This window comes from Pseudoalteromonas sp. SR45-4, assembly GCF_014163535.1.
Lineage (GTDB): Bacteria > Pseudomonadota > Gammaproteobacteria > Enterobacterales > Alteromonadaceae > Pseudoalteromonas > Pseudoalteromonas nigrifaciens.
In genome coordinates this window covers 43182-68455 of the sequence record NZ_JACJDO010000016.1, presented here as the reverse complement: position 1 = coordinate 68455, position 25274 = coordinate 43182, and the positions used below count along the sequence as shown (strand labels likewise).

The following is a 25274-nucleotide window of genomic DNA, read 5'->3' as shown; positions in this document are numbered from 1 at the left end:
ACTATACCTTTTTAAACCCCAGTTAACTTTGCTCACTTTAATGTCATGCTTGTTCTAAATTAAACCTTGTAACAACACACAAAGCCCTTGCTTTATGCGCTAAAACGCAAATAATAAAGCAATCTATAATTGGGTAAGAATGAGAGAATGAGCTACATACTAACCACACAATGCGCCGATGATGTAGGGCTAATAGCCAAAATCACCGGGCTTTGCCACCAGCATAATTTAAATATTACACGTAATAATGAATTTGTAGACAAAGACGCTAAACGCTTTTTTATGCGTACAGAGCTCACTGGTGAGCCACAAAGTAACTTTTTACCACTACTACGCGAAATACTACCTGCAGACGCTAAAGTGGCTTTACACAATGGTACAAAAACCAAAGTTGTGTTACTTGCTACTAAAGAAGCACATTGCTTAGGTGGCGTATTATTAAAGCAATTCGAACAAGCGCTAAATATTGAAGTGCAAGCCGTTATAGCAAACTACCCTATTTTAGAGCCGCTTGCTAAAGGGCTTAATGTCCCTTTTCATGTTATCTCTCATGAGGGATTAACGCGCAGCGAGCACGATCAACAAGTAGGCGATTTAATTGCCAGCTATAACCCTGACATTATTGGTTTAGCTAAATATATGCGTATTTTAAGCCCTGAGTTTGTACAACGCTTTGAGGGCAAAATTATTAATATTCATCACTCGTTCTTACCCGCTTTTATTGGTGCAAAACCTTATCACCAAGCATTTGAACGTGGCGTAAAAATCATTGGAGCCACAGCTCACTTTGTCAATAACGAGTTAGACGAAGGGCCTATTATTTTGCAAGATGTTACGCCTGTAACCCACGCAGAAACTGCAAAAATGATGGCCAATATGGGTAAAGATGTAGAAAAAACAGTATTTTGTAAAGCGCTACAACTTGCCTCTGAGCATAAGCTATTTATTAACGGTAATAAAACCGTGGTGTTTTCGTAAAACAAAAATGCCAGCAAATTATGCTGGCATTTTTAAACTATTAAATAATACTTATTGTATTACCCAGATACTATTAAGGCGTGTAATAAGTGGGTGATCCTGGCCCTACTGGCATACCCAATACAAATACCCATAAATAAAACAAAATAACCCAACCAACAAAAAATATCATACTGTATGGCAGCATAGTGGCTACTAGTGTGCCTATACCCATATCTTTTTTGTACTTAGCAGCGACAGCGAGGATCAAGCCAAAATAGCTCATCATTGGCGTTATTAAGTTAGTAACCGAGTCACCTATACGATAAGCCGCCTGAATGGTCTCTGGCGCGTAACCAACTAACATTAGCATAGGTACAAAAATAGGCGCGGTAACAGCCCATTGCGCCGAAGACGACCCTAAGCTTAAGTTAACCAACGCACACATTAATATAAATAATACAAAAACTTCGGGACCAGTTAAGTTTAAAGCTTGCAGTAATGCAGCACCGTTAATTGCTAAAATAGTGCCTAAATTGGTCCATTTAAAAAACGCGACAAATTGTGCAGCAAAAAACACTAGTACAATATACATGCCCATTGAGCTCATACTTTTGCTCATCGCATTAATTACGTCTTTGTCGTTTTTCATGGTGCCAACAACGCGCCCATATACAAAGCCCGGAATACCAAAGGTTACAAAAATAAACACCACTATGCCTTTCAAAAAGGGCGAGTGGGCTACTAATCCGGTTTCGGGGTTACGTAAAATGCCATCGGCTGGCACTATGGTCCAGGCAAGTAGTAGCGATACAACTAATAGCGATACCCCTGCCCACTTTAAACCCGACTTTTCTTTGGCCGTTAACGCGGCAATATTATTTTGTGCAAGATCAGCACTGGCCTCTTCAGGATTATATTTACCTAAACGTGGTTCAACAATTTTTTCAGTAACTAGGGTGCCTAAAATCGCAATTAAAAACACCGACACCATCATAAAATACCAGTTAGCTTCTGCGCCTACTTGGTAAGTTGGGTCGATCATTTGTGCCGCAGGTGTGGTAATGCCTGCCAGTAAGGGATCTATTGTGCCTAATAATAAGTTAGCACTATAACCACCCGACACCCCAGCAAACGCCGCTGCTAAGCCCGCTAATGGATGACGCCCTAAACTATGGAATATCATTGCAGCTAATGGAATAAGTACCACATAGCCCAGCTCAGAGGCGGTATTAGATAAAATAGCGGCAAACACCACCATAAAGGTCACTAACCGCTTTGATGCGCCCATTACCATGCCGCGCATTGCTGCCGACAGCAGTCCTGAGTGCTCAGCAACACTCACACCAAGTAAAGCTACCAGTACCGTGCCCAGTGGTGCAAAGCTGGTAAAGTTAGTTACCAAGCCAGTTACAATACGCTGTAATCCCTCGGCACTAAGCAAGCTCACTACTTCAATAACACCATCGGGTTCGCGCCCAGGCGAGCCCTCAGGTCGAGGATCGATTGCACTTAGGCCAAACCAATCCGCCACTCCACTAAATACAACAATTACGATACAAAATATTGCAAATAAGGTGATGGGATGCGGTAGCATATTGCCTAAAAATTCTACGCCGGCTAAAAAGCGGTTAAACCAGCCTTTATTTGCGCTTTCATTACTACTTTGGGCCTTGGAGTCTAAAGAGTCTGACATACCATGTTCTCTTAATTATAAAATGCCCGTAAGCTAGCATTATTTTTATAGGAGATCATGTAATAAAGGTGAATGGCTTGTGATAATTGCGTATATAAGCGTAAATAAGACTAAAAAAGAGGCTTTGTGCCTCTATTCTATGCATGGTTTTATATTTGCTCTATAGGTGCTAATTGTAGTTTTGCAGCAATTAATACCGCTTGTGTGCGGTTATATACGCCAAGCTTTCTAAATATGGCGGTAATATGCGCTTTTACAGTGGCTTCTGAAATATGTAACTCATACGCTATTTGCTTATTTAGCAAACCTTCGTGCAGGTATTGTAAAACACGGTATTGTTGTGGGGTAAGTGAGGCAACTTGCGCTGCAATTTCTCGGTCTTCGCCTTGAATTTCGGCGACTTTATTTTTTAATTCTGTTGGTAACCAAGTATCGCCTTCGAGTATTTGATTAATTGCATTGGCAATATCATCTGATGATGATGACTTAGGAATAAACCCCATTGCGCCGTAACCCATTACTTTAGATACAATATTAGCGTCTTCACTTCCCGAAACTACCGCAATAGGTAAACTAGGATAGTCTTCTCTAATACGAATAAGGCCGTATAAATCACCATTACCTGGCATGTGTAAATCCAGCAGTAATATATCAAGATCTTCTTGCTCGCTTAACACCTGCAATGTACTGTCAAAATCAGATGATTCAAATACTTCTAAATCGTCAAATTTTACAGTTAGTGCACCCTTTAGTGCTTCACGAAATAACGGATGGTCGTCCGCTATTAAAAACTGACTCATGGTTCACTCCTAATAAATTCGGCTGTGCCCTATCTAGTAGAGCACAGCCGATATACTACGTTTAGAATCAACTTGTAATCAAGCTTTTAACGCGCATTTAACGATTTAATCGATTTTCAATTAACTCATCAACCACAGATGGATCGGCAAGTGTTGATGTATCACCTAGTTGTTCGTGCTCGTTGGCCGCAATTTTACGTAAAATTCGACGCATTATTTTACCAGAACGCGTTTTTGGTAACCCTGGTGACCACTGAATCATATCGGGTGACGCAATTGGGCTTAACTCTTTACGAACCCAGTTACGAATTTCTTTGGTTAACTCATCGCTTACCGTTATACCTTCGTTAGGGGTAATGTAAACATAAATACCTTGGCCTTTAATATCATGCGGATAACCTACTACAGCGGCTTCAGCTACTGCTGGGTGTGCAACCAGTGCGCTTTCTATTTCAGCAGTGCCTAAACGATGCCCCGAAATATTAAGTACATCATCTACGCGACCAGTGATCCAATAATAACCATCTTCGTCACGACGACAGCCATCGCCACAAAAATACACACCTGGGTAGGTAGAAAAGTAAGTTTGTTCAAAACGTTCATGATCGCCATAAATAGTACGTGCTTGCGATGGCCAGCTATCTAAAATAACTAAGTTACCATCAGCTTCACCTTCAAGCGTATTACCCTCAGCGTCAAATATTGCCGGCGCAATACCAAAAAATGGACGCGTTGCAGAGCCTGGTTTTAAATCGGTAGCACCTGGTAATGGGGTGATCATAATGCCACCCGTTTCTGTTTGCCACCAGGTATCAACGATAGGGCAATTTGACTTACCTATTTGTTCGTAATACCAATTCCATGCTTCAGGGTTAATTGGCTCACCAACCGATCCTAAAATTCGTAAACTATTACGATGAGATGACGCTACAGGCTCATCGCCTTTTGCCATTAAGGCACGAATAGCGGTAGGCGCGGTATATAAAATAGTAACACCGTGTTTATCAACAACTTCGCCCATACGCCCTGCGGTTGGGTAAGTAGGTACACCTTCAAATACAACTTGGGTACAACCATTTACCAGCGGACCATAAGCAATATAACTGTGCCCGGTGATCCAACCTACATCGGCGCTACACCAAAAAACATCGTCCTCTTTTACATCAAATATATATTCGTGCGTCATCGATGCATAAACTAAATAACCACCCGTGGTATGCACCACTCCTTTTGGCTGACCTGTTGACCCTGAGGTGTATAAAATAAATAACGGGTCTTCAGCGTTCATTACCTCAGGCTCGCACACAGGCTCTTCGTCTGCTACTAAATCGTGCCACCATATATCATGGTCGTGCCAATCAACATCGCCACCGGTAAGTTGGTGCACAATAACATGCTCTATACTTGTTACTGACTCTTGCAACACAGCTTCGTCAACGTTTGCTTTAAGTGGCACGCAGTTACCAGCACGGCGTCCTTCGTCTGAAGTAATAACCACTTTTGCGCCCGAATCCTTAATACGATCGGCAATTGCAGAGGGTGAAAAACCACCAAATATAACTGAGTGAATAGCACCAATACGTGCACACCCTTGCATTGCGTAAATAGCTTGTGGGCTCATTGGCATATAAATAGCGACGCGATCACCTTTTTGTACGCCCAGCTTTTTTAAACCATTAGCAAACTTTGCTACTTCATCATGTAACTTTTGATAAGTAATATGCTCGCTTTGCGATGGGTTATCGCCCTCCCATATAAGCGCTACTTTATTGGCTTTTGTTTTTAAGTGGCGGTCAATACAGTTATACGATGCATTAAGGTAGCCATCTTCATACCACTTAATATTTATGTGGCCTTTATCAAAGGTGGTATTTTTTACTTTAGAATAAGGAGTAAACCAATCAAGGCGCTTACCGTGTTCAGCCCAAAAACTTTGTGGATCATCAATCGAGTGTTTATACATTTTATTATATTTATCGTTATCGACGAGAGCTGTGTTTTTAATATGCGTAGGAACTGGATAGATATTTTTTGACATCTTGGTCTCCATTTAAATTACTTGCCTTAGGCTTTTCTCAAGGATTACTCAGCAATGCGCTATTAAGTATTAGACCTTAGTTGTAAAGCTATTCTAATTACTAATTTGTTGTTTATAATCGCTGCGCTATTTATTACTTTTACATAAATAATACATGATGTTAAATGTAAGTAAATAATCACATTGTAATCATTACACCTTAGTCTTATAGACTAATAGATGATTGAGTAAATAGTGTACATATTTAAAAGTGTTTCACCTAAGTATTATAATATTTGCATTAATTAGCTTTAATTTTTATTTAACGAATAAAAAATCTTTAAATTAACTTTTATTCGTAAGTAATACTCACGCTATTAATACACTCTAAATAAAAAGCAATAATCAACACGTAGCCTATAAAGGACGCAACAATGAAATTTACCCCATTAAAAACACTTGCAGCAAGTGCTGTACTATGTGCACTTTCAAGCACAGCTTATGCAGCCACTGCAGCAAAAGTTGGAGATACTGAATTTACTTACGGCGGATACATTAAATTAGATGCTATGTGGAGTGACTATTCTGCAGGCGCACCAGCGGGCACTAACGTGGGTCGTGACTTTTATGTACCGAGCACAGTGACTGTAGGCCCAGACAATAGCTCTGACGCTGTATTTGATATGCATGCCCGTGAATCTCGTTTTAACTTTGGTACAGCCACATTACTTGATAATGGCAAAACCATTAACACCAAAATTGAAATCGACTTTTTAGCTTCTGCTCCTGGTGGTAACGAGCGTGTATCTAACTCTTACGCTCCACGTGTACGTCATGCATTTATTAGCTACGATGGTTGGTTATTTGGCCAAACATGGTCTAACTTTCAAAACGTTGGCGCACTACCTGAAGCACTTGATTTTATAGGCCCAGCAGAGGGCACAGTGTTTGTACGCCAAACTCAAGTTAAATACACTACAGGCGCTTGGTCTTTCTCATTAGAAAACCCAGAAAGCACCATTACTACTGCTGGCGGCGGTATGGCTGTAACCGACGATGCTTCACTTCCTGACTTTACTGCACGTTATACCCATAAAGCTGATTGGGGTAATTTAGTAGTTGCTGCACTTGCCCGTCAACTTACTTATAAAGTAGGTGCTATTGATGCCGATGAAACATCATTTGGTGTTAGTGCATCGGGTATGGTTAAACTAGGCGAAGACAACTTTAAGTTTATGCTTACACAAGGTAAAGGCTTAGGCCGTTATGTTGGTGTTAATGTAGCCCATGGTGCAGTACTCAATGGCGATGATTTAGATGCTATTGATTCAACTTCTGGCTTTGTAGCGTATCAGCATAAGTGGAACAGCCAATGGCGTTCAACTTTCTTATATTCATTTTTCAGTGCTGATAACAACACAGACTTACTCGCCCTTACAGGCGATCCAACTAAATCAAGCCAAAGCTACAGTGCTAACATTTTATACTCACCAGTTAAACGCTTAACTTTTGGTGCTGAGTTTAAGCATGCCGAGCGCGAGCTTGAAAGCGGTAACGATGGCGATATGGACCGTTTACAATTCTCGGTTAAGTATGCATTTTAAGCGTACATAGTTTACTTCCTTGAGCGGCTTTGGCCGCTTTTTTTTGTTAATTAATTTATAAGTCTCATCTGTTTTATCAACTTCATCACTCTTTATTAATCCCGATAGTACAAATTGTTATAAAAACCAATAACGCAATTGCAAATCAATATCATTTAGATTAAGTTAAACGCTTTATTTTTGAACCTTTTGGAAAACCCCATGTCCTCCTCTAAAGTTTTGCGTTTATCTAAACTAAGCCTTATTACCTCTTTAATTTTATCTGCGCATGCATTTGCAAAAAACGATAAAAGCGAGCAGCAAATTGAAAAGATTGCTGTGTATGGTCAACATCATAAAAACTATATTACCGAAGAAGCACAATCGGCAACCAAACTAGGTTTAACCATAAAAGAAACTCCGCAGTCTATTTCAGTTGTTTCTCGCGCTTTAATGGATGATTTTTCACTCGATGATATAAACGCAGTGCTAGAAAGCACGCCGGGTGTAACGGTAGAGCAAATAGAAACCGATCGTACTTATTTTAAAGCCCGTGGCTTTGATATTACAAATTTTCAAGTTAATGGTTTAGGTATTCCACAAAGCTCGGGATCAATTCAAGGCAGCCTTGATACCTCAATTTACGACCGTGTAGAAATAGTTCGTGGCGCAAACGGTTTAATGACAGGTACAGGTAACCCTTCTGCTACTGTAAATATGGTGCTAAAAAAACCAACTTACACAACCCAAGCTAATGCATCTGTTTCGTACGGTTCATGGAATAAAAAACGCTTAGATTTAGATGTATCAACGCCTATTAATGAAGAGCATGCTGTTAGAGCTGTATTTACCAAACAAAAAGCCGACTCATATCTAGATCGCTACGAAACAGATAAAACCGTTATTTATTTAGCCTACGAGGGAAAGTTAACCGATAACACCCTGCTAAGTGTTAACTACGTTAATCAACAAAAAGATGCCGATAGCCCACTTTGGGGTGCACTACCACTTTATTATACCGATGGCACACCAACAGACTATGACGAATCAACTAGCACTGCGGCTGACTGGTCTTACTGGGATAACAGTGCCGAGCAAGTATATGTAACGCTTGAACAAAATTTATCAGCAACATGGGTGGCTAAAGCGCGTTACGCTCATGTTGAAAACGAGCAAGACTCTGAATTATTTTATGTATACGGTACCCCTGATAAAGACACCGAACTTGGCTTAACCGGTTACGCAAGCCGTTATGATTATAGCGATAAGCACGATTTATTTGATCTATATGCGAGTGGTAAATTTGATTTATTTGGCCAAGAGCACGACTTGTCATTGGGTGTTAGCCAAGCAAAAATGGATTACACCGAGCAATCTCTTTACGATTACACCACAGGGAATGGTTTTCCGGCAATGCCGTCACTTAAAACGTGGGATGGCGTAATACCACAAGCAACACTTACAGATAGTGTAAATGGTAGCAATATAACTAATGAGCAAAAATCTGCTTATATTTCTACTCGTATCAAATTAAGCGAACCTTTAAGCCTACTAGCTGGCGTGCGTTATACCGATTGGGAAACAACAGGCACAGCTTATGGCGTTGCGCAAACACAAAGTGACTCACAGCTAATACCCTACATTGGCACTGTGTATGACTTTAACGAGTCTTTATCGGCTTATGCAAGCTACACAGAAACATTTGTGCCGCAAAAGGAGCTTGATATAAATGCTAACCAACTTGCACCTATTACAGGTAAAAGTAGCGAACTAGGTGTTAAAGCCCAGCTTTTAGACGAGCAAGTTTTTGTAACACTTGCTTACTTTGATACAAAACAAGATGGCCTTGCTATCGCTATACCTAACTCATTACCCGACGATACTCGTTACTACGCTGCGAATGGTATTAACAGTAATGGTTTTGAAGTAGAGCTAAGCGGTAAGTTTACAGATGACTTGAGTGCAAGCATTAGCTTTAGTAATTTAAGCATTGATGGCGATGACACAGTAAAAGATTACACCCCTGAGAATCAACTCAAGGTGGCAGCAATCTATCAAGTTCCTTTCATTGATGGTTTATCGTTTGGTGCAAATTATCGCTGGCAAGATTCAACAAGCCGAGTACAAGTCAAAGATACTAACAAAATCGCAAGCGTGACTACAAAGCAAAATGCCTACGGATTACTTGATTTAATGGCAACTTATAAATTGAGTGAAAATATAGGCGTTACTTTTAATATTAATAACACCACAGGTGAAAAATACTTACACAGCTTATATTGGGCTCAAGGTTACTATGGTGCACCGCGTAACTACGCTCTATCTGTAAATTGGCAGTTGTAAATTTAAACCAAAAAAAAGCGCTAACCATTACTGGTTAGCGCTGCTTTAAAGCTCGGGTCAAATCAAGCTTAAATATTTAATACTGCTTAAAGGTCAGCTTCATCGCCTAACTTATCTTCACCATCGTCTGGTTCAATAGTTGCTTTAAGTAAAAGCATTTCGCGTAACTTGCCTTCAATTTCGTCTGCGATTTCTGGGTTTTCTTTTAAAAACTTAATTGAATTAGACTTACCTTGGCCAACTTTATTACCACAGTAACTGTACCAAGCACCTGCTTTTTCAACAATTTTGTGCTTCACACCTAAGTCAATTAGCTCGCCTTGTTTAGAAATACCTTCACCATACATAATGATAAATTCGGCTTGCTTAAATGGCGGTGCTACTTTGTTTTTAACAATTTTAACCCGGGTTTCGTTACCAACAACCTCGTCGCCTTCTTTTACCGAACCAATACGACGAATATCAATACGTACCGATGCGTAAAACTTAAGTGCGTTACCACCCGTTGTTGTTTCTGGGTTACCAAACATTACACCAATTTTCATACGGATTTGGTTAATGAAAATACATAAGGTGTTCGAGCGTTTAATATTACCTGTTAGCTTACGTAATGCTTGCGACATTAAACGTGCTTGTAAGCCCATGTGCGAGTCGCCCATGTCGCCTTCAATTTCAGCTTTTGGTGTAAGTGCTGCAACCGAGTCAATAATAACTACGTCAACCGCGCTTGAGCGTACTAACATGTCACAAATTTCGAGTGCTTGTTCGCCAGTATCTGGTTGCGATACAAAAAGCTCATCTATGTTTACACCAAGCTTTTGTGCATAAACTGGATCAAGAGCATGCTCAGCATCAATAAAGGCACATGTTTTGCCTTCTTTTTGTGCTTCAGCGATAACTTGCAAAGTAAGCGTTGTTTTACCAGACGACTCAGGACCATATACTTCTACAATACGCCCCATAGGTAAGCCACCTATGCCTAAGGCAATATCGATACCTAATGAGCCTGTAGATACAGATTCAATGTTTAACGCTTTGTTATCACCCAATTTCATAATTGAGCCTTTACCAAATTGACGTTCAATTTGTGATAAAGCCGCGTCCAACGCTTTTTGTTTGTTATCGTTCATTTTACTCTCCAAATCCAGCTAATGCGACAAGTATACTGTATGAAATCACAGTATCAAGTTAATTTTATTATTTTATCTGCTCTATTATAGTTTTTAAAGAAAATACAATAGCTTGCAGTCTAACCTGTGCTCTATCGCCGGTAAATACTTGTTTAAATACCAGCTGCTTGTCGTTAATGTGTAGTCCAAACCATACTAAGCCTACCGGCTTATCTGGGGTTGCTCCTCCTGGGCCTGCAATACCCGATACAGTAATCGCAATATCGGCATTAGTTGCTGCAATTGCGCCTAAAGCCATCTCACGCACCGTTTGCTCGCTTACCACCCCATATTGCGTTAATGTGGCGGCACTTACATTTAGTAAATCTTGCTTTGCTTGGTTACTGTAAGTTACAAATGCACGGTCAATATAGGCAGAGCTTCCAGGGGTGTCGGTAAGTGCATAACTTACCCCGCCACCAGTACATGACTCAGCAGTAGTGATCCATAAGCATTTATCCGTTAAAATAGCGCCTAATTGCGCAGCAAGTGTTTTAATCTCTTGATGTAATTCCATATTCAGCCTTTGGGTAAATACATGTCGTTTGATCTTTATGCTCCACACACTATAAAACAACAAACCCCTATGATGCAGCAGTATCTAAAAATAAAATCAGAGCATCGCGATATTTTATTGTTTTATCGGATGGGGGATTTTTATGAACTCTTTTTTGATGACGCAAAACGCGCCGCTCAATTACTCGATATTTCGCAAACTCAGCGCGGTAAAGCCGGTGGCGATCCTATTCCTATGGCCGGTGTACCTTATCATGCCGTAGAAAACTATTTAGCCCGTTTAGTGCAAATGGGCGAATCTGTTGCTATTTGCGAACAAGTAGGCGATCCGGCTACCAGTAAAGGGCCTGTTGATCGCAAAGTGGTGCGTATTGTCACCCCAGGTACTATTTCTGATGAAGCCCTACTGCAAGAGCGCCAAGACAACTTACTTACCAGCGTATGGCAGAGTAAAAATGGTACTTATGGCATTGCTTATCTTGATATTAACTCGGGTCGTTTTAACGTTGTAGAAGTTAATACCGACGAGGCATTTACTTCAACTATTCAACGCCTCGCCCCTGCAGAATTACTGTATAGCGAAAGCTTCGAAAATGTTCATTTAATTGAGCACATTAAAGGCGCGCGTCGCCGCCCTGAGTGGGAATTTGATTTAGACACCGCCCAGCATTTATTGTGTGAGCAATTTGGTACAAAAGATTTAGTCGGTTTTGGCGTTGATAAAGCCCACTGCGCCTTAGTTGCCGCAGGTTGTTTAATGCAATACGTTAAAGACACTCAACGTATTGCATTACCCCATATTCGTGCCATTACTCTTGAACACAACGAGCATGCCGTTATTTTAGATGCTGCTACTCGTAAAAATTTAGAGCTGACCGTTAATTTATCAGGTGGATTTGAAAACACGCTAGCGCAAGTACTTGATAAAACAGCAACCCCTATGGGATCTCGTTTACTTAAGCGCCGTATTCATACCCCGGTGCGTAATAAAGACGAGCTAAACTCGCGGTTAAACGCTATTAGCGCAATTTTAGATGTACAGCTTTGTGGTGAGCTACACGAATCATTAAGAGAAATTGGCGACGTAGAACGTGTTATTGCCCGCCTTGCTTTGTGCACTGCTCGTCCTCGCGATTTAACTCGTTTGCGCAGCGCCTTACAAGCACTTGCACCGCTGCATACTTTATTAAACGATGCCAGCGATCCGCGCATTGCCAGCATTATTAAGCAATCGCCTGAGCTACCTGATTTACAAGCGCTATTAGAGCGTGCAGTAATCGAAAACCCGCCGGTGCTTATTCGCGACGGTGGTGTAATTGCCCCTGGTTATAACAGCGAGCTTGATGAATGGCGTAACTTAAGCAAAGGCGCAACCGATGTGCTTGATCAGTTAGAGTTACGAGAGCGTGCACGTACAGGGATCAGCACCCTTAAAATTGGTTATAACCGAGTACACGGCTTTTTTATTGAAGTTAGTCGCGCCAATGCGCATTTAGTGCCTGCCGATTATATTCGCCGCCAAACACTTAAAAATAATGAACGCTATATTATTCCTGAGCTAAAAGAGCACGAAGACAAAGTACTTGGCAGCCAGTCAAAAGCATTAGCGCTCGAAAAGCAGCTTTACGAAGAGCTATTTAGATTTATTGCGCCGCATATTGAGCAATTACAAATAATGGCAGCCGCCCTTGCCGACTTAGATGTGCTAAATAACTTAGCAGAGCGTGCACTTACACTTAACTACGCTAAGCCGATACTTTGCGATAACGACAACATAAGCATTAAACAAGGTCGTCATCCTGTGGTTGAGCAAGTAATGAAAGAACCCTTTATTGCCAACCCAGTAGAGCTAAATGCACAACGTAAAATGTTAATAATTACCGGTCCAAACATGGGTGGTAAATCAACCTATATGCGCCAAACTGCACTTATAGTTCTAATGGCTCATATTGGCAGTTACGTACCCGCAGACAGCGCTAAAATAGGCAATATTGACCGTATATTTACTCGTATTGGCGCAAGTGACGATCTCGCATCAGGGCGCTCTACCTTTATGGTAGAAATGACCGAAACCGCCACGATTTTAAATAATGCCACAGCGCAATCTTTGGTATTAATGGATGAAATTGGCCGCGGAACAAGCACTTACGATGGGCTTTCGCTTGCGTATGCTACTGCCGATCATTTAGCGTCAAAAATATCAGCAAAAACCTTGTTTGCCACCCACTACTTTGAGCTAACCGAGCTTGCAGAGCAAACGCCTGGGCTGGTAAATGTGCACCTTGATGCCATAGAGCATAACGACACTATTGCCTTTATGCACACGGTACTTGATGGCGCAGCAAGTAAAAGCTTTGGCTTACAAGTTGCTGCACTTGCTGGCGTACCTAAGTCTGTAATAAATCAGGCAAAACAAAAGCTTAAACTACTCGAAAATCACCAAAGTGTCACCGCGCCTAATATTGAGCAGCAAGCATTTACCTTTAACAATCAAGCCCAACAAATTAGCCCTTCTGAAGTAGAATTGCAGTTAACGGCTATCGATCCTGATAATCTATCACCGCGACAAGCTCACGATTTACTCTATAAATTAAAAGCACTTCTTTAATTTACAAACAAAAAAAAGCTGAAGAATAAAACCTTCAGCTTTTTTACACATAACATGGTACTTTATTAAAACTTACGCAAAGTGCTCAAATAAACTCTCTGTGCTTAAGCCTTCTTGTTGCAAAATATCTTTTAAACGACGTAATGCTTCTACCTGAATTTGTCTAACGCGTTCACGGGTTAATCCTATTTCACGGCCAACATCTTCAAGCGTTGATGGCTCATAGCCTAATAAACCAAAGCGACGGGCTAACACCTCACGCTGCTTTGGGTTTAGCTCTCCTAACCAGTCAACAATGTGTTTATTCATATCGTTATTTTGTACTTCGCCCTCAGGACCAACATTGTTGTCATCGGCAATAATATCGAGCAAAGCGGTATCGTTTTCGCCGCCGATCGGCATATCAACCGAGGCTATTTTTTCATTCAAGCGCAGCATTTTGGTGACATCTTCAACCGGCTTATCTAAACAAGCTGCTATTTCTTCGGCGGTTGGTTCATGATCTAATTTTTGAGTTAGCTCGCGCGCGGTACGTAAATATACGTTAAGTTCTTTTACTACATGTATTGGCAAGCGAATAGTGCGCGTTTGATTCATAATGGCGCGTTCTATCGTTTGGCGTATCCACCATGTTGCATAAGTAGAAAATCGAAAGCCACGCTCAGGATCAAACTTCTCTACGGCGCGAATTAAGCCTAAGTTACCCTCTTCAATTAAATCAAGTAACGCTAAACCTCGGTTGTTATAACGACGAGCAATTTTTACTACAAGGCGCAAGTTACTTTCAATCATGCGCTTGCGAGACGCTTCGCACCCTTTTAAAGATTTACGAGAAAAAAACACCTCTTCCTCAGCGCTTAACAACGGAGAAAAACCAATTTCACCTAAATAAAGCTGAGTAGCATCTAAATTTTTAGTGACTTCTTCTTTGACAAAAACGTCATCATCCACAGCTTCAAGCAGCGGTGTTGAATCATCATCAACAGCAGTTTCATCTAATTTATTATCTACGAGGGTGTTTTTATCAACTTTTGCTGCATCAGCCATAAGACTTCTCCTGAGCAAGTTATCAATATCTTTAAAAATTAGGGAAGGTACTTAGCAGGATTTACAGCTTGCCCTCGGTAGCGAATTTCAAAACGAAGTGCCGTTACCGCAGATTCTGTATTTCCTATCTCTGCTATTTTTTGTCCAGCCTTAACTTCCTGTTTTTCTTTAACAAGTAGTTTCGAGTTGTGTGCATAAGCACTCAAGTAGTCGTCATTATGTTTTAAAATAATTAAACTACCATAACCTCGAAGCGCATTACCCGCATAAACCACTGTTCCTTGTGCGGCGGCTAAAACGGCAGCCCCTTTTTTATTAGCAATCTGTAAGCCTTTGTAGCCATTTTCCTTGTTCGAAAAGCGTTGTGTTATTTTGCCTTTTGCTGGCCAAAACCACTGCACTTTACTACTCGACAAATGCTTAGAGTTACTAATTTTTTTATTGGCTTGTTTCTGAACATACCCTCGTTGTTTAGGCTTATCAAGCTCTTTCTTTGATTTATTGTTATTTTTTTGTGAAGTTTTTGCGACTTTTTTAATAGGAGGAGTGTATTTTTTTGTCTTTTTGTATTTTTTTGCTATGGCAGAAAAGGAAATACTCTGCCCGGGGAATATTGTGTAAGGTGCTGGTATTGAATTATTTTTTGCTAAGGTTCTAACATCTTGGCCTGCACTAAATGCAATTGAATAAAGTGTATCGCCTTTTTGAACAGTATATTTATCGCCATTAATGTTAATTTTTCTTCCGTAATTATTAACATCATTATTTAAACTACTGACAGGCGCCGGAACATGGCTAGACGAGCAAGCAAAGAGCAAAATACTAATAAATAAAGCAACATAACATTTTATTTGTTTATTCACTGTATTTAGCTCCTTATGTTAATAACATTATTTTATAGTGCTTAACGTAATAAAATGTATGCAACTGCAATTAAAAGCACAACTGCCCATCCAAGCACTTCAATGTATTGACGTAATTTTTGCTCCATTTTAACACCGCCCCACTTCATCAGTGCAGCAACTAAAAAGAACCGAGCGCCTCGCCCTACTGCAGACGCAATTAAAAACGGCAAAAATGCCATTTGTAATACCCCTGCGCCTATAGTAAATACTTTATAAGGAATAGGCGAAAAACCGGCTATAAATACCACCCACACGCCATAGTTTTTAAACCAATCAAGTGCAATATCAAATTTATCTTGCCAGTGCATTTGTACTATAAGTGGCTCAACAACCGGTTCAAATAACCAAAAGCCAAGTAAATAACCTACTATGCCACCAACAACAGACGCTATAGTGGCAAAACTTGCAAACCGCCATGCTTTTTTAGGCTGAGCAAGCGACATTGGTGCCAGCATTACATCAGGAGGGACAGGAAAAAACACAGACTCTGCAAAGCTCATTGCAGCTAAATAACGCTCAGCATGACGGTGCTTAGCCCACACTAGAGCCATATCGTATAACTTAGTAAACAACTTCAAAATGAATTCCTATTCAATATCACCAGCGACTAGCGGTACAAATCTAACCGGCGCAATTACGTGTTCTGTGTAGTTATTGCCATTGCGAATAACCATAGTTAATTTTTGCTCTTGCTCGCCTATTGGGGCAAGTAACACACCACCATCAGCTAATTGAGCTAATAGATCTTGCGGGATTTTAGCCGCGGCTGCGGTGACTATAATGCCGTTAAACGGCGCTTGCGACTCCCAACCTTGCCAGCCATCGCCATGTTTCATTGCCACATTATATAAATCGAGCTGATGTAAACGGCGCTTAGCTTGCCATTGTAATGCTTTAATACGCTCTACTGAGTAAACCTTGGTAAATATTTTAGCCAGTATTGCCGTTTGATAGCCCGATCCTGTGCCTATTTCTAGCACCTTGTCGCGCACACCAGCTAATTGCAACAGTTCGGTCATACGCGCCACAATATAAGGCTGCGAAATAGTTTGCCCTTGGCCTATTGGTAACGCAGTATTTTGATACGCTTTATGTTGCAGCACGTCACCCACAAATATATGTCGTGGTATTTGTGCAATCGCATCTAGTACTTGCGTATCCTCAACACCTTCACGCTGTAATAGCGCTGATAGCGCCTTGGCGCTGCGGGTATAATTAGCCAGCACGGTTTATCTCCAAATCAGCTAACCACTCCCCTACCGCTTTAATACTCTCGTTAGCGGTCATATCAACACTCAGTGGGGTAACCGAGGCATAGCCATTATTAATTGCATGAAAATCGGTACCTTCACCTGCATCACTTTCTGTCCCTAAAGATCCGTACCAGTAAATATCTCGACCCCAAGGATCGGTTTGCTTGGTCATGGTTTCGGCTTTATGGCGCGCACCCAAACGCGTTACCTGCACGCCTTTTAATTCGCTTAGAGGAATGTCGGGTACATTAATATTTATAATTTGATCTTTTGGTAGCGGATGCGACGCTAAACCTTTAATAATACTTATAGTTACCGCTGCTGCCGTTTCAAAATGCTCGCCGTGGTGCGAACACAAAGACACCGCAATAGCAGGCAAACCTAAATGGCGTCCTTCGGTTGCTGCAGCTACCGTGCCTGAGTACAAAGTGTCGTCACCTAAATTAGCGCCGTGGTTTATACCTGCGACCACTAAATCGGGCATTTCATCAACAAGCTGGTTAACGCCTAAATGCACACAGTCAGTAGGTGTACCATTAACCGATATAAAGCCATTTTCAAGCTTTGTAGCACGCAGTGGGTTAAGCAAAGTTAACGAGTTACTTGCACCACTGCAGTTACGGTCGGGAGCAACTAAAGTGACCTCGGCAATTTGCATTAATGCTTGATATAACACCGCAATACCTTTAGCGCCTACACCATCGTCGTTACTTAATAGGATCTTCATCTTTGCTGTCCTTTTCTTTTCGCTCGCGTGGGCTTGCGTCTGTGTAATCCACCAGCTCACGTAATAATGCCGTAGCAAAACAGCCTTTTGGTAAACCAAAACTTAACTTTAAAGTGCTTTCATCTATGGTTTCTACGCTAAAATCTTGCGGGATTAAACGCAGCATTCGGCGCTCATTTTTTAGCCCTAACTCGCCTAAACCATCGCACCAAGACTGATAAGGCCCAAGCCATACTTTTTCTTGTTCGGTGAGCCCTTTTTCGCTTTTACCTACCATAGGTGCCGACATCATAATATCGCCAGAGGCTAGGCGGGCTATGTTCTCATCGCTAATAGCGTCTTCAAAAAAGGCGTTACTGCCGCTGAGCATAAATACTTCACGGTGCATGGTTTTAGCTAAACCATGCTCCTTTACTCGTAAACTTACGAGTTGATTAAATACATGCGAGCGCGCTGCAGAAATAATAATACCGCGTAATTTTTTATCGCGAATACGCTCACCTGCAAACATTTTTTCAGCCATTACCAGGTTATGGCCATCACGGCCAAAGCGTTGCTCGCCAAAATAGTTAGGCACGCCACTGCGTACCGCATTAATACGGCACAAAATATCCAGAGGATCGGTAACATTGCGCAGCGTAATAGTAAATTTATTACCTTTATGACAGCCCGTTCTCAGCTTACGTTCGTGGCGTTGCTGCGATACAACAAACACGCTTTCGCTGTTTAAATCACTAAAATCAATTGGCTTTTTAATGGGTACTTTTACACTAAACCACTGCGAACACACTCCGTGGCGATCTTTCATCCCAGCATAACTTACATCGCGTGGTGATACCCCAGCTCGCTGCGCAATTAACTTTGCTACGTACTGGGTGTTTTCGCCTTTTTTTACTACTTGCAAACATACATGCTCGCCGCTACCGGTAAACTCAATGCCTAAGTCCTCATCTACCATAAAGTCTTCGGCTGTGGTTTTAAAGTCAGCTTTTGATAACGGTGCGCCGTATAAATAATTTAAATCGCTCATGCGTTTGTTTTACTCATTGACTCTTTGTTCATAATTACCACTGCATGGCTCGAAATGCCTTCTTTTCGCCCTTCAAAACCGAGCTTTTCGGTGGTTGTAGCTTTAACATTTATTTGCGATAGTTCGCAGTTTAAATCACTTGCAAGGTTGCTACGCATAGCTTGAATATGAGGCAACATTTTTGGCGCTTGTGCCACTATAGTTACATCTCCATTGCCCAATACATAACCTTGCTCTTTAGCTAAGCTCACCACATGACGCAGTAATATTCGGCTGTCGATATTTTCATATTCACTGGCCGTATCAGGAAAGTGTTTACCAATGTCGCCCATTGCAAGCGCGCCTAAAATAGCATCGCACAGAGCATGTATAGCAACATCGCCGTCGGAGTGCGCTAAAAAACCTTGCGGATAATCAATCTTTTCGCCGCCGATAGTTAATGGGCCAACACCGCCAAATTTATGCACGTCAAAACCATGACCAATTCGTATCATAATGCATTCTCGTTTTGTTGTTTTTGAAGTAAAAAACCAGCCAAGTCTAAATCCTCAGGAGTGGTTATTTTAATATTATCGCTACGCCCTGGTATTAATTTTACTGGCTTGTTAGCCCATTCAATGGCGCTTGCTTCGTCGGTAATAACTGCGCCGCTTGCCAGTGCATTTTGCAGCGCATTTTTAAGATCTTCGTATTTAAAAAACTGCGGAGTAAGGGCTTGCCATAAATCATCTCGGGGTACGGTTTGCTCAGCATAAATATGGCCACGTTTTATAGTGTCTTTTACTTTACTGGCTAAAATCCCGCCTTCATCGGCGCTTATACACTCATTTATAAGTGTATTTATGTCGTCAATAGTAACTAGCGGGCGGGCAGCATCGTGCACAAGTACCCAGTCAGGCGGGTTGGCGGCTAAAAAAAGCAAACTATTTAAAACGGAATCTGCACGCTCTTTACCGCCACAAGTACGCACAATGCGCGCATCAATCACTGGCAATTGCTCAAAGTAAGGATCGTTTTCATTTAGGGCTACAACAATTGTATTAAGCTGCGCTAAAGCAGATAATTTTGTGAGCGTATGCTCTAAAATAGTTTTACCTGCTAATTTAATATACTGTTTAGGTGCATTATGCTGCATTCTGCTACCAACCCCGGCAGCAGGTATAATGGCAGCTATAGTTGGTTTATTTGTCATATTATTGTTGAGCTGGTAAAACACGTATAAATGTTTCGCCCGCTTTAATCATTCCTAATTCGTTACGTGCGCGCTCTTCTATGCCTTCATGGCCAAGCTTTAAATCTTCTATATCGGCGGTTAATACTTTATTGCGTTTAATTAGTTTTTCGTTAGTTTGTAAATGAGATGCAACCGCACTTTTTAAACGTGTGTAGTCTTGTACGCCATTATGGCCAAACCACAATCTATACTGCACAAACAGTGCTAAACATAACAAGCCAACCTGAAAAAACCGCATTTAACACTCCTTATTTTAAATTCAAATAAACTTATTTAATTAACCAAGTTACGTTTGTAATCGTTTTACATTGCGCCAATTTATACTTCCTGCCAGTAGCATTTCGCGCAGCGATAAAACCCGTGGCAAACAACGCTTTGAAAACTGCCATTGGTGCCCGCAACACGCCGCGGTTAATGACACTTTACTCGGCGTTAATAATTGCGCGTTTGGCAGCTCAAGTCCCTGCCCCGAAAACGCAAACCAACCTAGCTCATTACAATGCACTTTATTGTCGCTTACTTGGTCTAGGCTGTCTATTCTAACGCGAATTTGCTCATCACTACGCACTAAAATAGGGATTATTAACCCGACTTTGGCATTATGTTGATAAAAAAGTTCATTTGCTTGAATGTTAATCTCTGGTGGGGTCGGTTTTTGCTTTGCAAGCCAAGAGCCATTTTGCGAATCTAGTTTAAAAGGCGAGCTTGTATTAGCAACTAATGTGGCAGCACGTTCAATGTAATAAGGTAGACTTTTTAATTGGCGACGCAGCCTATCGCTATTAGGCTCAGCGACTAAACGCTGAACCTCACGTTGATAAAATGCATTACACAATTGTGCATATAACACTTTTTTTGCATCGGCTTGCCACATTTCAACTTGTTGTGGCGCGCCAACAGGCTCATTTTTTGCTGCCAATTGCCGTACTCAAAAACACTTAGGTAAATGTTTTATAACACAGTACTGCATAATTTTTAAGCGCCGAGTGCTAAATTAAGCGCTTGGCTTTTCACCTAATTTAGCCATGCCCGACTCTAAAAACTGCACTACAGTATTGCGTTTTTTACCTATGAGTAAACTGCCGTCGGCTAAAAACATAAAGTTTTGCCAGTTGCGTTTAAACACATCAAAGGTGGTTTCAATAATATTGTCGCGTGCCATGCAAAAATAAACAGTGGTATTAGCTTGCCAATCTAAGTGCGCTAAAATAGCTTCGGGAAGTTGTTCATCGCCGTTTTCCCATGCGCTTTCCCAGTTTACTTCTTGGCTATAACTTTCATCTTGACCACACCAATCTGTTTTATCAAAAAAATCAGGGTGATCAAACTCACGGCTCACCATAGTTGTCCACAGTACAGCTGCGCGCTCAAGGCTCATAGGTTTAATGTTTGCAGCATCGTCGGCTGAAACAGGCATGTCTTTATGGCGAAAAACCCATGCTTTTTTGTAATCATCTAGCGTAATATAGTTCATAGTATTGGCAAATTAGTTAGCATTAAAAGTGCAGAAACAAATTATACAAGAGATCAAAACATGACTACAGCAATAAAACCAATTTCCCTCAAATCAGGCATATACCAACACTACAAAGGGGCACAGTACAAAGTGCTTTATGTAGCCACTCACAGCGAAACCAGTGAGCAACTGGTAATTTACCAAGCGCTATACGGTGAGTTTGGTATATGGGCACGCCCTTTAGAAATGTTTAGCGAAACAGTTGAAAAAGATGGCAAAACTATTCCTCGGTTTAGCTACCTTGGTGAAGCCGGTTAACTATGGCATGATAGGATTATAAAAACTCATCTGACCTGTGACGAAAAGAAGGTAATAAAGTGCAATTTAATTCAACCGACAATTACATCGCCAGCTCTGCGCTTAAGCAAGCTGTAAACGCGGCTATTATGCTCGAAAAACCACTTTTAATTAAAGGTGAGCCGGGTACAGGTAAAACCATGCTAGCTGAAGAGCTGGCAAAAAGCTTAGATACCGAACTTATTCAGTGGCACATTAAATCGACCACCAAAGCGCAGCAAGGTTTGTATGAATACGATGCGGTTTCGCGCCTGCGCGACAGCCAGCTGGGCGACGAGCGCGTGCACAACATTAGTAACTACATAGTTAAAGGCAAACTGTGGCAAGCATTTACTTACGCCGACCAACACGGTAAACGCCCGGTATTATTAATAGATGAAATAGACAAAGCCGATATTGAGTTTCCAAACGATCTACTGTTAGAGCTCGATAAAATGGAATTTCATGTTTACGAAACCAGCGAGCGAGTAGTAGCAAAAGAGCGCCCTATTGTGATCATCACCTCTAATAACGAAAAAGAGCTGCCCGACGCATTTTTACGCCGCTGCTTTTTTCATTACATTGATTTTCCATCTGCCGATGAAATGCAGCAAATTATTGACGTGCACTACCCTAACGTTAAGCAAGATTTAGTACGCCAAGCACTCGAAGTGTTTTTTAACCTACGCGAAGCAAACGGTCTTAAAAAGAAGCCATCTACCAGCGAATTACTCGACTGGCTTAAGCTCCTTATGGCAGAAGACATAGACGCAAAAACACTGCACGACAAAGCTAAAAAAGGCGGTTTAATGCCAATGTTTGGCGCACTACTTAAAAATGAGCAAGACATAAGCCTAATCGAAAAACTCGCGTTTATGAGCCGCTAGGGCCTGTTGACCTTTCAGGATTAAAATTTGTTCTAACTAAGGACGATTTAATCGTGGCGCGAGGTTTGTAACCTAGTGGGCTAAGTAAAAGCCGAGCAACAAAGAGTTAATCGTCCCTAGGACGAACCTTCAGGCAGCGCGTGTTTGGTATTTATGCTGCGTTATCGCCTATTTATGGGGAATAACCACACTACATAGGCTCTGCCTTGCCTAAATACCAAACACACTGCTGCAAATTTAACCTCGAAAGATAAACAGGCCCTAACATGTTAATACAGTTTTTTTTCACGCTGCGTAAATACCGTTTACCGGTAAGCCTGCGCGAGTTACTTGATTTAATTAACGCCTTAAAAAAGGGTGTTATATTTGCCGACGTAGACGCTTTTTACCATTTAGCACGCACTATAATGGTAAAAGACGAAACGCACTTTGACCGATTCGACAAAGCCTTTAGCGACTACTTTAGTGGTATTGCCGACCTTGATTTGCTCGAGAGCTTAAAGCAACAGCACAACTTACCAGAAGATTGGCTGCGTAAAGAGTTTGAAAAAAACCTTAGCGATGAAGAAAAAGCGCAACTTAAAGCCATGGGCGGCCTCGACGAGCTAATGAAAACCCTAAAAGAGCGTTTAGAAGAGCAACAAAAACGCCACGCTGGCGGTAATAAATGGGTTGGCACCGGCGGCACCTCACCTTTTGGAGCATACGGCTATAACCCCGAAGGTGTGCGCATAGGCCAAGACGGCAACCGTAACCGCCAAGCAGTAAAAGTGTGGGATAAACGCGAATATCGCAATTTAGACTCCGACCGTGAAATTGGCTCGCGTACTATTAAACTTGCCCTTAAAAAACTGCGTAAATTTGCCCGCACTGGCGCCAGCGACACGCTAGATTTAAACGAGACCATTCGCGCTACCGCAAAACAAGGCGGTATGCTTGACGTAAAAATGGCACCAGAGCGCCACAATGCAGTAAAAGTACTGATACTGTTTGATATTGGCGGCTCAATGGATGACTACATTCATACCTGCGAAGAATTATTTAGCGCCGCCCATGGCGAATTTAAACACTTAGAGTTTTACTACTTTCATAACTGCCTATACGAAAATGTTTGGCAAGACAACCAGCGCCGTCACTCAAACGTAATAGACACCATGACGCTAATTAATAAGTTTACCAGCGACTACAAAGTAATATTTGTAGGCGATGCCACTATGGGCCCGTACGAAATAGCCTACCCCGGCGGCTCGGTAGAGCACTACAACGAAGAGCCCGGCAGTGTATGGTTACAACGTGTCACAAATCACTTTGATAAAGTGGCTTGGCTCAACCCACAACCGGTTGAACACTGGCCGTACTATCAATCAATAGGTTTTATTAAAGAGTTAATGAACAACCGCATGTATGCACTGAGTTTAGATGGAATAAGTAGAGCGATAAAAGAGCTAAGTTAAACAATGCTATTAATGTCAGCTCAATGCTCTGATAAGCAAATGTGACACGCAAGCTTAGCGGTTAGTTTTTACCTTGATTGAGGTAGGTTGGTTTGAGCGAAGCGAAACCCAACGAAAAAAGGCAGCGTCAATTATCATAGGCGTTTTGCATTAACGATTGACTAAAAAGTGCCAAGTGTAGGTCGGATAAGCGAAGCGCCATCCGACACTGTGAAATGTTTTGCCAATTTATTATCAGCATTTTATGTTATCGAGTGGCTGGAAAGTGCCATGAGCGGACTGTCGTAACCTTAGACTCTTGTTATGAGTTTGATCGATATATGTATGTATCTTCAATAAACATACCATTTATTGTATTTCGAGAGAAACGAATACCAGATATTCCATCGTCTGTACCAATTGCGATCTTTAAAATTTGTACAATTTGGTTTTTAGTATTCGAAACACTAATATCATTCAGAGATATTACGTTTTCAGCCTCTTCCGCAAGAAGGTTTGCCTCATTAATTTTCTTATAATATTCACGAGGACCAAGTGTGTCGACTTGAGGAGAGGCTACGATAAATTTCCACACCTGTTCCTCAGATAAAAAGAACCAAAATGCACTCTTAACGTCTGCGTTATTTTTATCAAGACGAGCAACCAATTCAGCACCAGCTTTCATCATTGAATCGGTAAGTCTTTCAGTTACCAAAATGTCTTTAGCCATGCCAATATTCCTGATTGTGGTTTATTAATAGCGTTGAATAAATCAACTGCTTTGTTTTCTTCAATAATACACTCATATCTTGAAGTTTCAGACCAATCTTTTGCTACAGCCCAATTTAATTTAAAATCAAGATCGCTATTTTCCTTTTCTGTTAACTTTTGCTTGAGTCCAGCTACACCAAGTAACTCGTTCAAATTATGAGTATGGCTCTTAGTAGCAAGCTGTTTATTAGGAAAGTCATATTGCTGAACTTGCTTTGCGATACATACTTTAAAAGCACATTCGAGCGAGTAGCCCACCAAATAATACGCACCTTGAAAGTTTCTGGAGTTTAGCAATGCTTGCGCTTCTGAAACTCTAATATCTACAAGATTTTCTAAATCTGATTTATTCATAATATCTTTTCATAATTATCCTGAAAACTCATAACAGCTTATTGACACCGTTTTGGTGGTTTGCAACACACTCAAACGGCGTATATTGCATACCCTGATAATTTCACCAATAATTACCTTTGTAAACAAGTGATTAAAAAAGCTAGGAATTA

The 25274-nt window shown here is 41.2% G+C and carries 25 protein-coding genes; 7 read left to right on the top strand and 18 right to left on the bottom strand.

The window, feature by feature from the left end:
- Positions 1-147 precede the first annotated feature (147 nt).
- Positions 148-978: a formyltetrahydrofolate deformylase gene (purU, locus tag H5058_RS09000; RefSeq protein WP_011327398.1), complete on the top strand. Its 831-nt coding sequence runs from the start codon at positions 148-150 to the stop codon at positions 976-978.
- A gap of 73 nt (positions 979-1051) precedes the next feature.
- On the opposite strand, the gene H5058_RS08995 is transcribed toward purU, so the two are convergent.
- From H5058_RS08995 to acs, 3 genes are all read right to left on the bottom strand, one after another.
- Positions 1052-2653 (bottom strand): AbgT family transporter, encoded by a 1602-nt coding sequence (locus H5058_RS08995; protein ID WP_179808083.1) that lies wholly within the window; start codon positions 2651-2653, stop codon positions 1052-1054.
- A gap of 149 nt (positions 2654-2802) precedes the next feature.
- Positions 2803-3453, bottom strand: a complete 651-nt coding sequence (locus H5058_RS08990; RefSeq protein ID WP_011327396.1) for a response regulator transcription factor — start codon at positions 3451-3453, stop codon at positions 2803-2805.
- A gap of 97 nt (positions 3454-3550) precedes the next feature.
- Positions 3551-5491, bottom strand: coding sequence for an acetate--CoA ligase (acs, locus tag H5058_RS08985; protein ID WP_011327395.1), 1941 nt, complete (start codon positions 5489-5491; stop codon positions 3551-3553).
- 413 nt (positions 5492-5904) lie between these two features.
- On the opposite strand from acs, the gene H5058_RS08980 reads away from it, so the two are divergent.
- Both H5058_RS08980 and H5058_RS08975 read left to right on the top strand, forming a co-directional pair.
- Positions 5905-7074: a DcaP family trimeric outer membrane transporter gene (locus H5058_RS08980; RefSeq protein WP_086997396.1), complete on the top strand. Its 1170-nt coding sequence runs from the start codon at positions 5905-5907 to the stop codon at positions 7072-7074.
- Between the two features lie 201 nt (positions 7075-7275).
- Complete coding sequence (locus tag H5058_RS08975) at positions 7276-9396, top strand: TonB-dependent siderophore receptor (RefSeq protein ID WP_182677751.1); 2121 nt, start codon at positions 7276-7278, stop codon at positions 9394-9396.
- An 86-nt stretch (positions 9397-9482) separates the two neighbouring features.
- Here H5058_RS08975 and recA read toward each other — a convergent pair whose 3' ends face one another.
- Both recA and H5058_RS08965 read right to left on the bottom strand, forming a co-directional pair.
- The gene (gene recA / locus H5058_RS08970) at positions 9483-10526 is read right to left on the bottom strand and encodes a recombinase RecA (protein WP_011327391.1); all 1044 of its coding nucleotides are present in this window, start codon (positions 10524-10526) and stop codon (positions 9483-9485) included.
- A 67-nt stretch (positions 10527-10593) separates the two neighbouring features.
- Entirely contained in the window at positions 10594-11082 is a 489-nt protein-coding gene (locus tag H5058_RS08965) for a CinA family protein (protein WP_182677749.1), read from the bottom strand.
- A 21-nt stretch (positions 11083-11103) separates the two neighbouring features.
- Here H5058_RS08965 and mutS point away from each other — a divergent pair, with 21 nt between their 5' ends.
- Positions 11104-13689, top strand: coding sequence for a DNA mismatch repair protein MutS (mutS, locus tag H5058_RS08960; RefSeq protein ID WP_182677747.1), 2586 nt, complete (start codon positions 11104-11106; stop codon positions 13687-13689).
- 72 nt (positions 13690-13761) lie between these two features.
- Here the strand turns inward: mutS and rpoS are convergent, their stop codons facing one another.
- The 11 genes from rpoS to H5058_RS08905 form a co-directional block, all read right to left on the bottom strand.
- The gene (rpoS, locus tag H5058_RS08955) at positions 13762-14736 is read right to left on the bottom strand and encodes an RNA polymerase sigma factor RpoS (RefSeq protein WP_011327388.1); all 975 of its coding nucleotides are present in this window, start codon (positions 14734-14736) and stop codon (positions 13762-13764) included.
- A 38-nt stretch (positions 14737-14774) separates the two neighbouring features.
- Positions 14775-15599, bottom strand: a complete 825-nt coding sequence (locus H5058_RS08950; protein WP_011327387.1) for a peptidoglycan DD-metalloendopeptidase family protein — start codon at positions 15597-15599, stop codon at positions 14775-14777.
- 41 nt (positions 15600-15640) lie between these two features.
- On the bottom strand, positions 15641-16219 hold the full coding sequence (locus H5058_RS08945; protein ID WP_041454351.1) for a YqaA family protein: 579 nt from the start codon (positions 16217-16219) through the stop codon (positions 15641-15643).
- A 9-nt stretch (positions 16220-16228) separates the two neighbouring features.
- Positions 16229-16867, bottom strand: a complete 639-nt coding sequence (locus H5058_RS08940) for a protein-L-isoaspartate(D-aspartate) O-methyltransferase (RefSeq protein ID WP_011327385.1) — start codon at positions 16865-16867, stop codon at positions 16229-16231.
- Complete coding sequence (gene surE / locus H5058_RS08935) at positions 16857-17621, bottom strand: 5'/3'-nucleotidase SurE (protein WP_011327384.1); 765 nt, start codon at positions 17619-17621, stop codon at positions 16857-16859. The genes H5058_RS08940 and surE overlap by 11 nt, the downstream gene beginning before the upstream one ends.
- On the bottom strand, positions 17602-18651 hold the full coding sequence (gene truD / locus H5058_RS08930) for a tRNA pseudouridine(13) synthase TruD (RefSeq protein ID WP_011327383.1): 1050 nt from the start codon (positions 18649-18651) through the stop codon (positions 17602-17604). Before truD ends, surE begins: the two co-directional genes overlap by 20 nt.
- Positions 18648-19145 carry a 2-C-methyl-D-erythritol 2,4-cyclodiphosphate synthase gene (ispF, locus tag H5058_RS08925; RefSeq protein ID WP_011327382.1) on the bottom strand — a complete coding sequence of 166 codons (498 nt, stop codon included), beginning with the start codon at positions 19143-19145 and terminating at the stop codon, positions 18648-18650. Before ispF ends, truD begins: the two co-directional genes overlap by 4 nt.
- The gene (gene ispD / locus H5058_RS08920; RefSeq protein WP_041454350.1) at positions 19142-19843 is read right to left on the bottom strand and encodes a 2-C-methyl-D-erythritol 4-phosphate cytidylyltransferase; all 702 of its coding nucleotides are present in this window, start codon (positions 19841-19843) and stop codon (positions 19142-19144) included. The genes ispF and ispD overlap by 4 nt, the downstream gene beginning before the upstream one ends.
- A gap of 1 nt (position 19844) precedes the next feature.
- Complete coding sequence (gene ftsB, locus H5058_RS08915) at positions 19845-20123, bottom strand: cell division protein FtsB (protein WP_011327380.1); 279 nt, start codon at positions 20121-20123, stop codon at positions 19845-19847.
- 48 nt (positions 20124-20171) lie between these two features.
- A complete protein-coding gene (locus H5058_RS08910) occupies positions 20172-20804 on the bottom strand; it encodes a hypothetical protein (RefSeq protein ID WP_041454349.1) in 633 nt (210 codons plus the stop codon).
- Between the two features lie 75 nt (positions 20805-20879).
- The gene (locus tag H5058_RS08905; RefSeq protein WP_086997423.1) at positions 20880-21359 is read right to left on the bottom strand and encodes a DUF2947 domain-containing protein; all 480 of its coding nucleotides are present in this window, start codon (positions 21357-21359) and stop codon (positions 20880-20882) included.
- 60 nt (positions 21360-21419) lie between these two features.
- Here H5058_RS08905 and H5058_RS08900 point away from each other — a divergent pair, with 60 nt between their 5' ends.
- The 3 genes from H5058_RS08900 to H5058_RS08890 all read left to right on the top strand — a co-directional run bounded on the left by H5058_RS08900 (position 21420) and on the right by H5058_RS08890 (position 24018).
- Positions 21420-21659, top strand: coding sequence for a DUF1653 domain-containing protein (locus H5058_RS08900; RefSeq protein WP_011327377.1), 240 nt, complete (start codon positions 21420-21422; stop codon positions 21657-21659).
- A 59-nt stretch (positions 21660-21718) separates the two neighbouring features.
- Positions 21719-22564 carry a MoxR family ATPase gene (locus tag H5058_RS08895; protein WP_011327376.1) on the top strand — a complete coding sequence of 282 codons (846 nt, stop codon included), beginning with the start codon at positions 21719-21721 and terminating at the stop codon, positions 22562-22564.
- A 266-nt stretch (positions 22565-22830) separates the two neighbouring features.
- Positions 22831-24018, top strand: coding sequence for a VWA domain-containing protein (locus tag H5058_RS08890; RefSeq protein WP_182677745.1), 1188 nt, complete (start codon positions 22831-22833; stop codon positions 24016-24018).
- A gap of 301 nt (positions 24019-24319) precedes the next feature.
- On the opposite strand, the gene H5058_RS08885 is transcribed toward H5058_RS08890, so the two are convergent.
- Positions 24320-24727, bottom strand: coding sequence for a hypothetical protein (locus H5058_RS08885; protein WP_182677743.1), 408 nt, complete (start codon positions 24725-24727; stop codon positions 24320-24322).
- Complete coding sequence (locus H5058_RS08880; protein WP_182677741.1) at positions 24706-25122, bottom strand: DNA-binding protein; 417 nt, start codon at positions 25120-25122, stop codon at positions 24706-24708. The genes H5058_RS08885 and H5058_RS08880 overlap by 22 nt, the downstream gene beginning before the upstream one ends.
- Between the last annotated feature and the right edge of the window lie 152 nt (positions 25123-25274).

Coding starts and splice junctions, on each gene's coding strand:
- purU (WP_011327398.1), top strand. CDS start 148: ATGAGCTACATACTAACCACACAATGCGCCGATGATGTAGGGCTAATA.
- H5058_RS08890 (WP_182677745.1), top strand. CDS start 22,831: ATGTTAATACAGTTTTTTTTCACGCTGCGTAAATACCGTTTACCGGTA.
- H5058_RS08880 (WP_182677741.1), bottom strand. CDS start 25,122: ATGAATAAATCAGATTTAGAAAATCTTGTAGATATTAGAGTTTCAGAA.
- mutS (WP_182677747.1), top strand. CDS start 11,104: ATGTCGTTTGATCTTTATGCTCCACACACTATAAAACAACAAACCCCT.
- ftsB (WP_011327380.1), bottom strand. CDS start 20,123: ATGCGGTTTTTTCAGGTTGGCTTGTTATGTTTAGCACTGTTTGTGCAG.
- surE (WP_011327384.1), bottom strand. CDS start 17,621: ATGAAGATCCTATTAAGTAACGACGATGGTGTAGGCGCTAAAGGTATT.
- H5058_RS08975 (WP_182677751.1), top strand. CDS start 7,276: ATGTCCTCCTCTAAAGTTTTGCGTTTATCTAAACTAAGCCTTATTACC.
- H5058_RS08905 (WP_086997423.1), bottom strand. CDS start 21,359: ATGAACTATATTACGCTAGATGATTACAAAAAAGCATGGGTTTTTCGC.
- H5058_RS08990 (WP_011327396.1), bottom strand. CDS start 3,453: ATGAGTCAGTTTTTAATAGCGGACGACCATCCGTTATTTCGTGAAGCA.
- recA (WP_011327391.1), bottom strand. CDS start 10,526: ATGAACGATAACAAACAAAAAGCGTTGGACGCGGCTTTATCACAAATT.
- acs (WP_011327395.1), bottom strand. CDS start 5,491: ATGTCAAAAAATATCTATCCAGTTCCTACGCATATTAAAAACACAGCT.
- ispD (WP_041454350.1), bottom strand. CDS start 19,843: ATGACAAATAAACCAACTATAGCTGCCATTATACCTGCTGCCGGGGTT.
- H5058_RS08965 (WP_182677749.1), bottom strand. CDS start 11,082: ATGGAATTACATCAAGAGATTAAAACACTTGCTGCGCAATTAGGCGCT.
- H5058_RS08885 (WP_182677743.1), bottom strand. CDS start 24,727: ATGGCTAAAGACATTTTGGTAACTGAAAGACTTACCGATTCAATGATG.
- ispF (WP_011327382.1), bottom strand. CDS start 19,145: ATGATACGAATTGGTCATGGTTTTGACGTGCATAAATTTGGCGGTGTT.
- truD (WP_011327383.1), bottom strand. CDS start 18,651: ATGAGCGATTTAAATTATTTATACGGCGCACCGTTATCAAAAGCTGAC.
- H5058_RS08980 (WP_086997396.1), top strand. CDS start 5,905: ATGAAATTTACCCCATTAAAAACACTTGCAGCAAGTGCTGTACTATGT.
- rpoS (WP_011327388.1), bottom strand. CDS start 14,736: ATGGCTGATGCAGCAAAAGTTGATAAAAACACCCTCGTAGATAATAAA.
- H5058_RS08900 (WP_011327377.1), top strand. CDS start 21,420: ATGACTACAGCAATAAAACCAATTTCCCTCAAATCAGGCATATACCAA.
- H5058_RS08995 (WP_179808083.1), bottom strand. CDS start 2,653: ATGTCAGACTCTTTAGACTCCAAGGCCCAAAGTAGTAATGAAAGCGCA.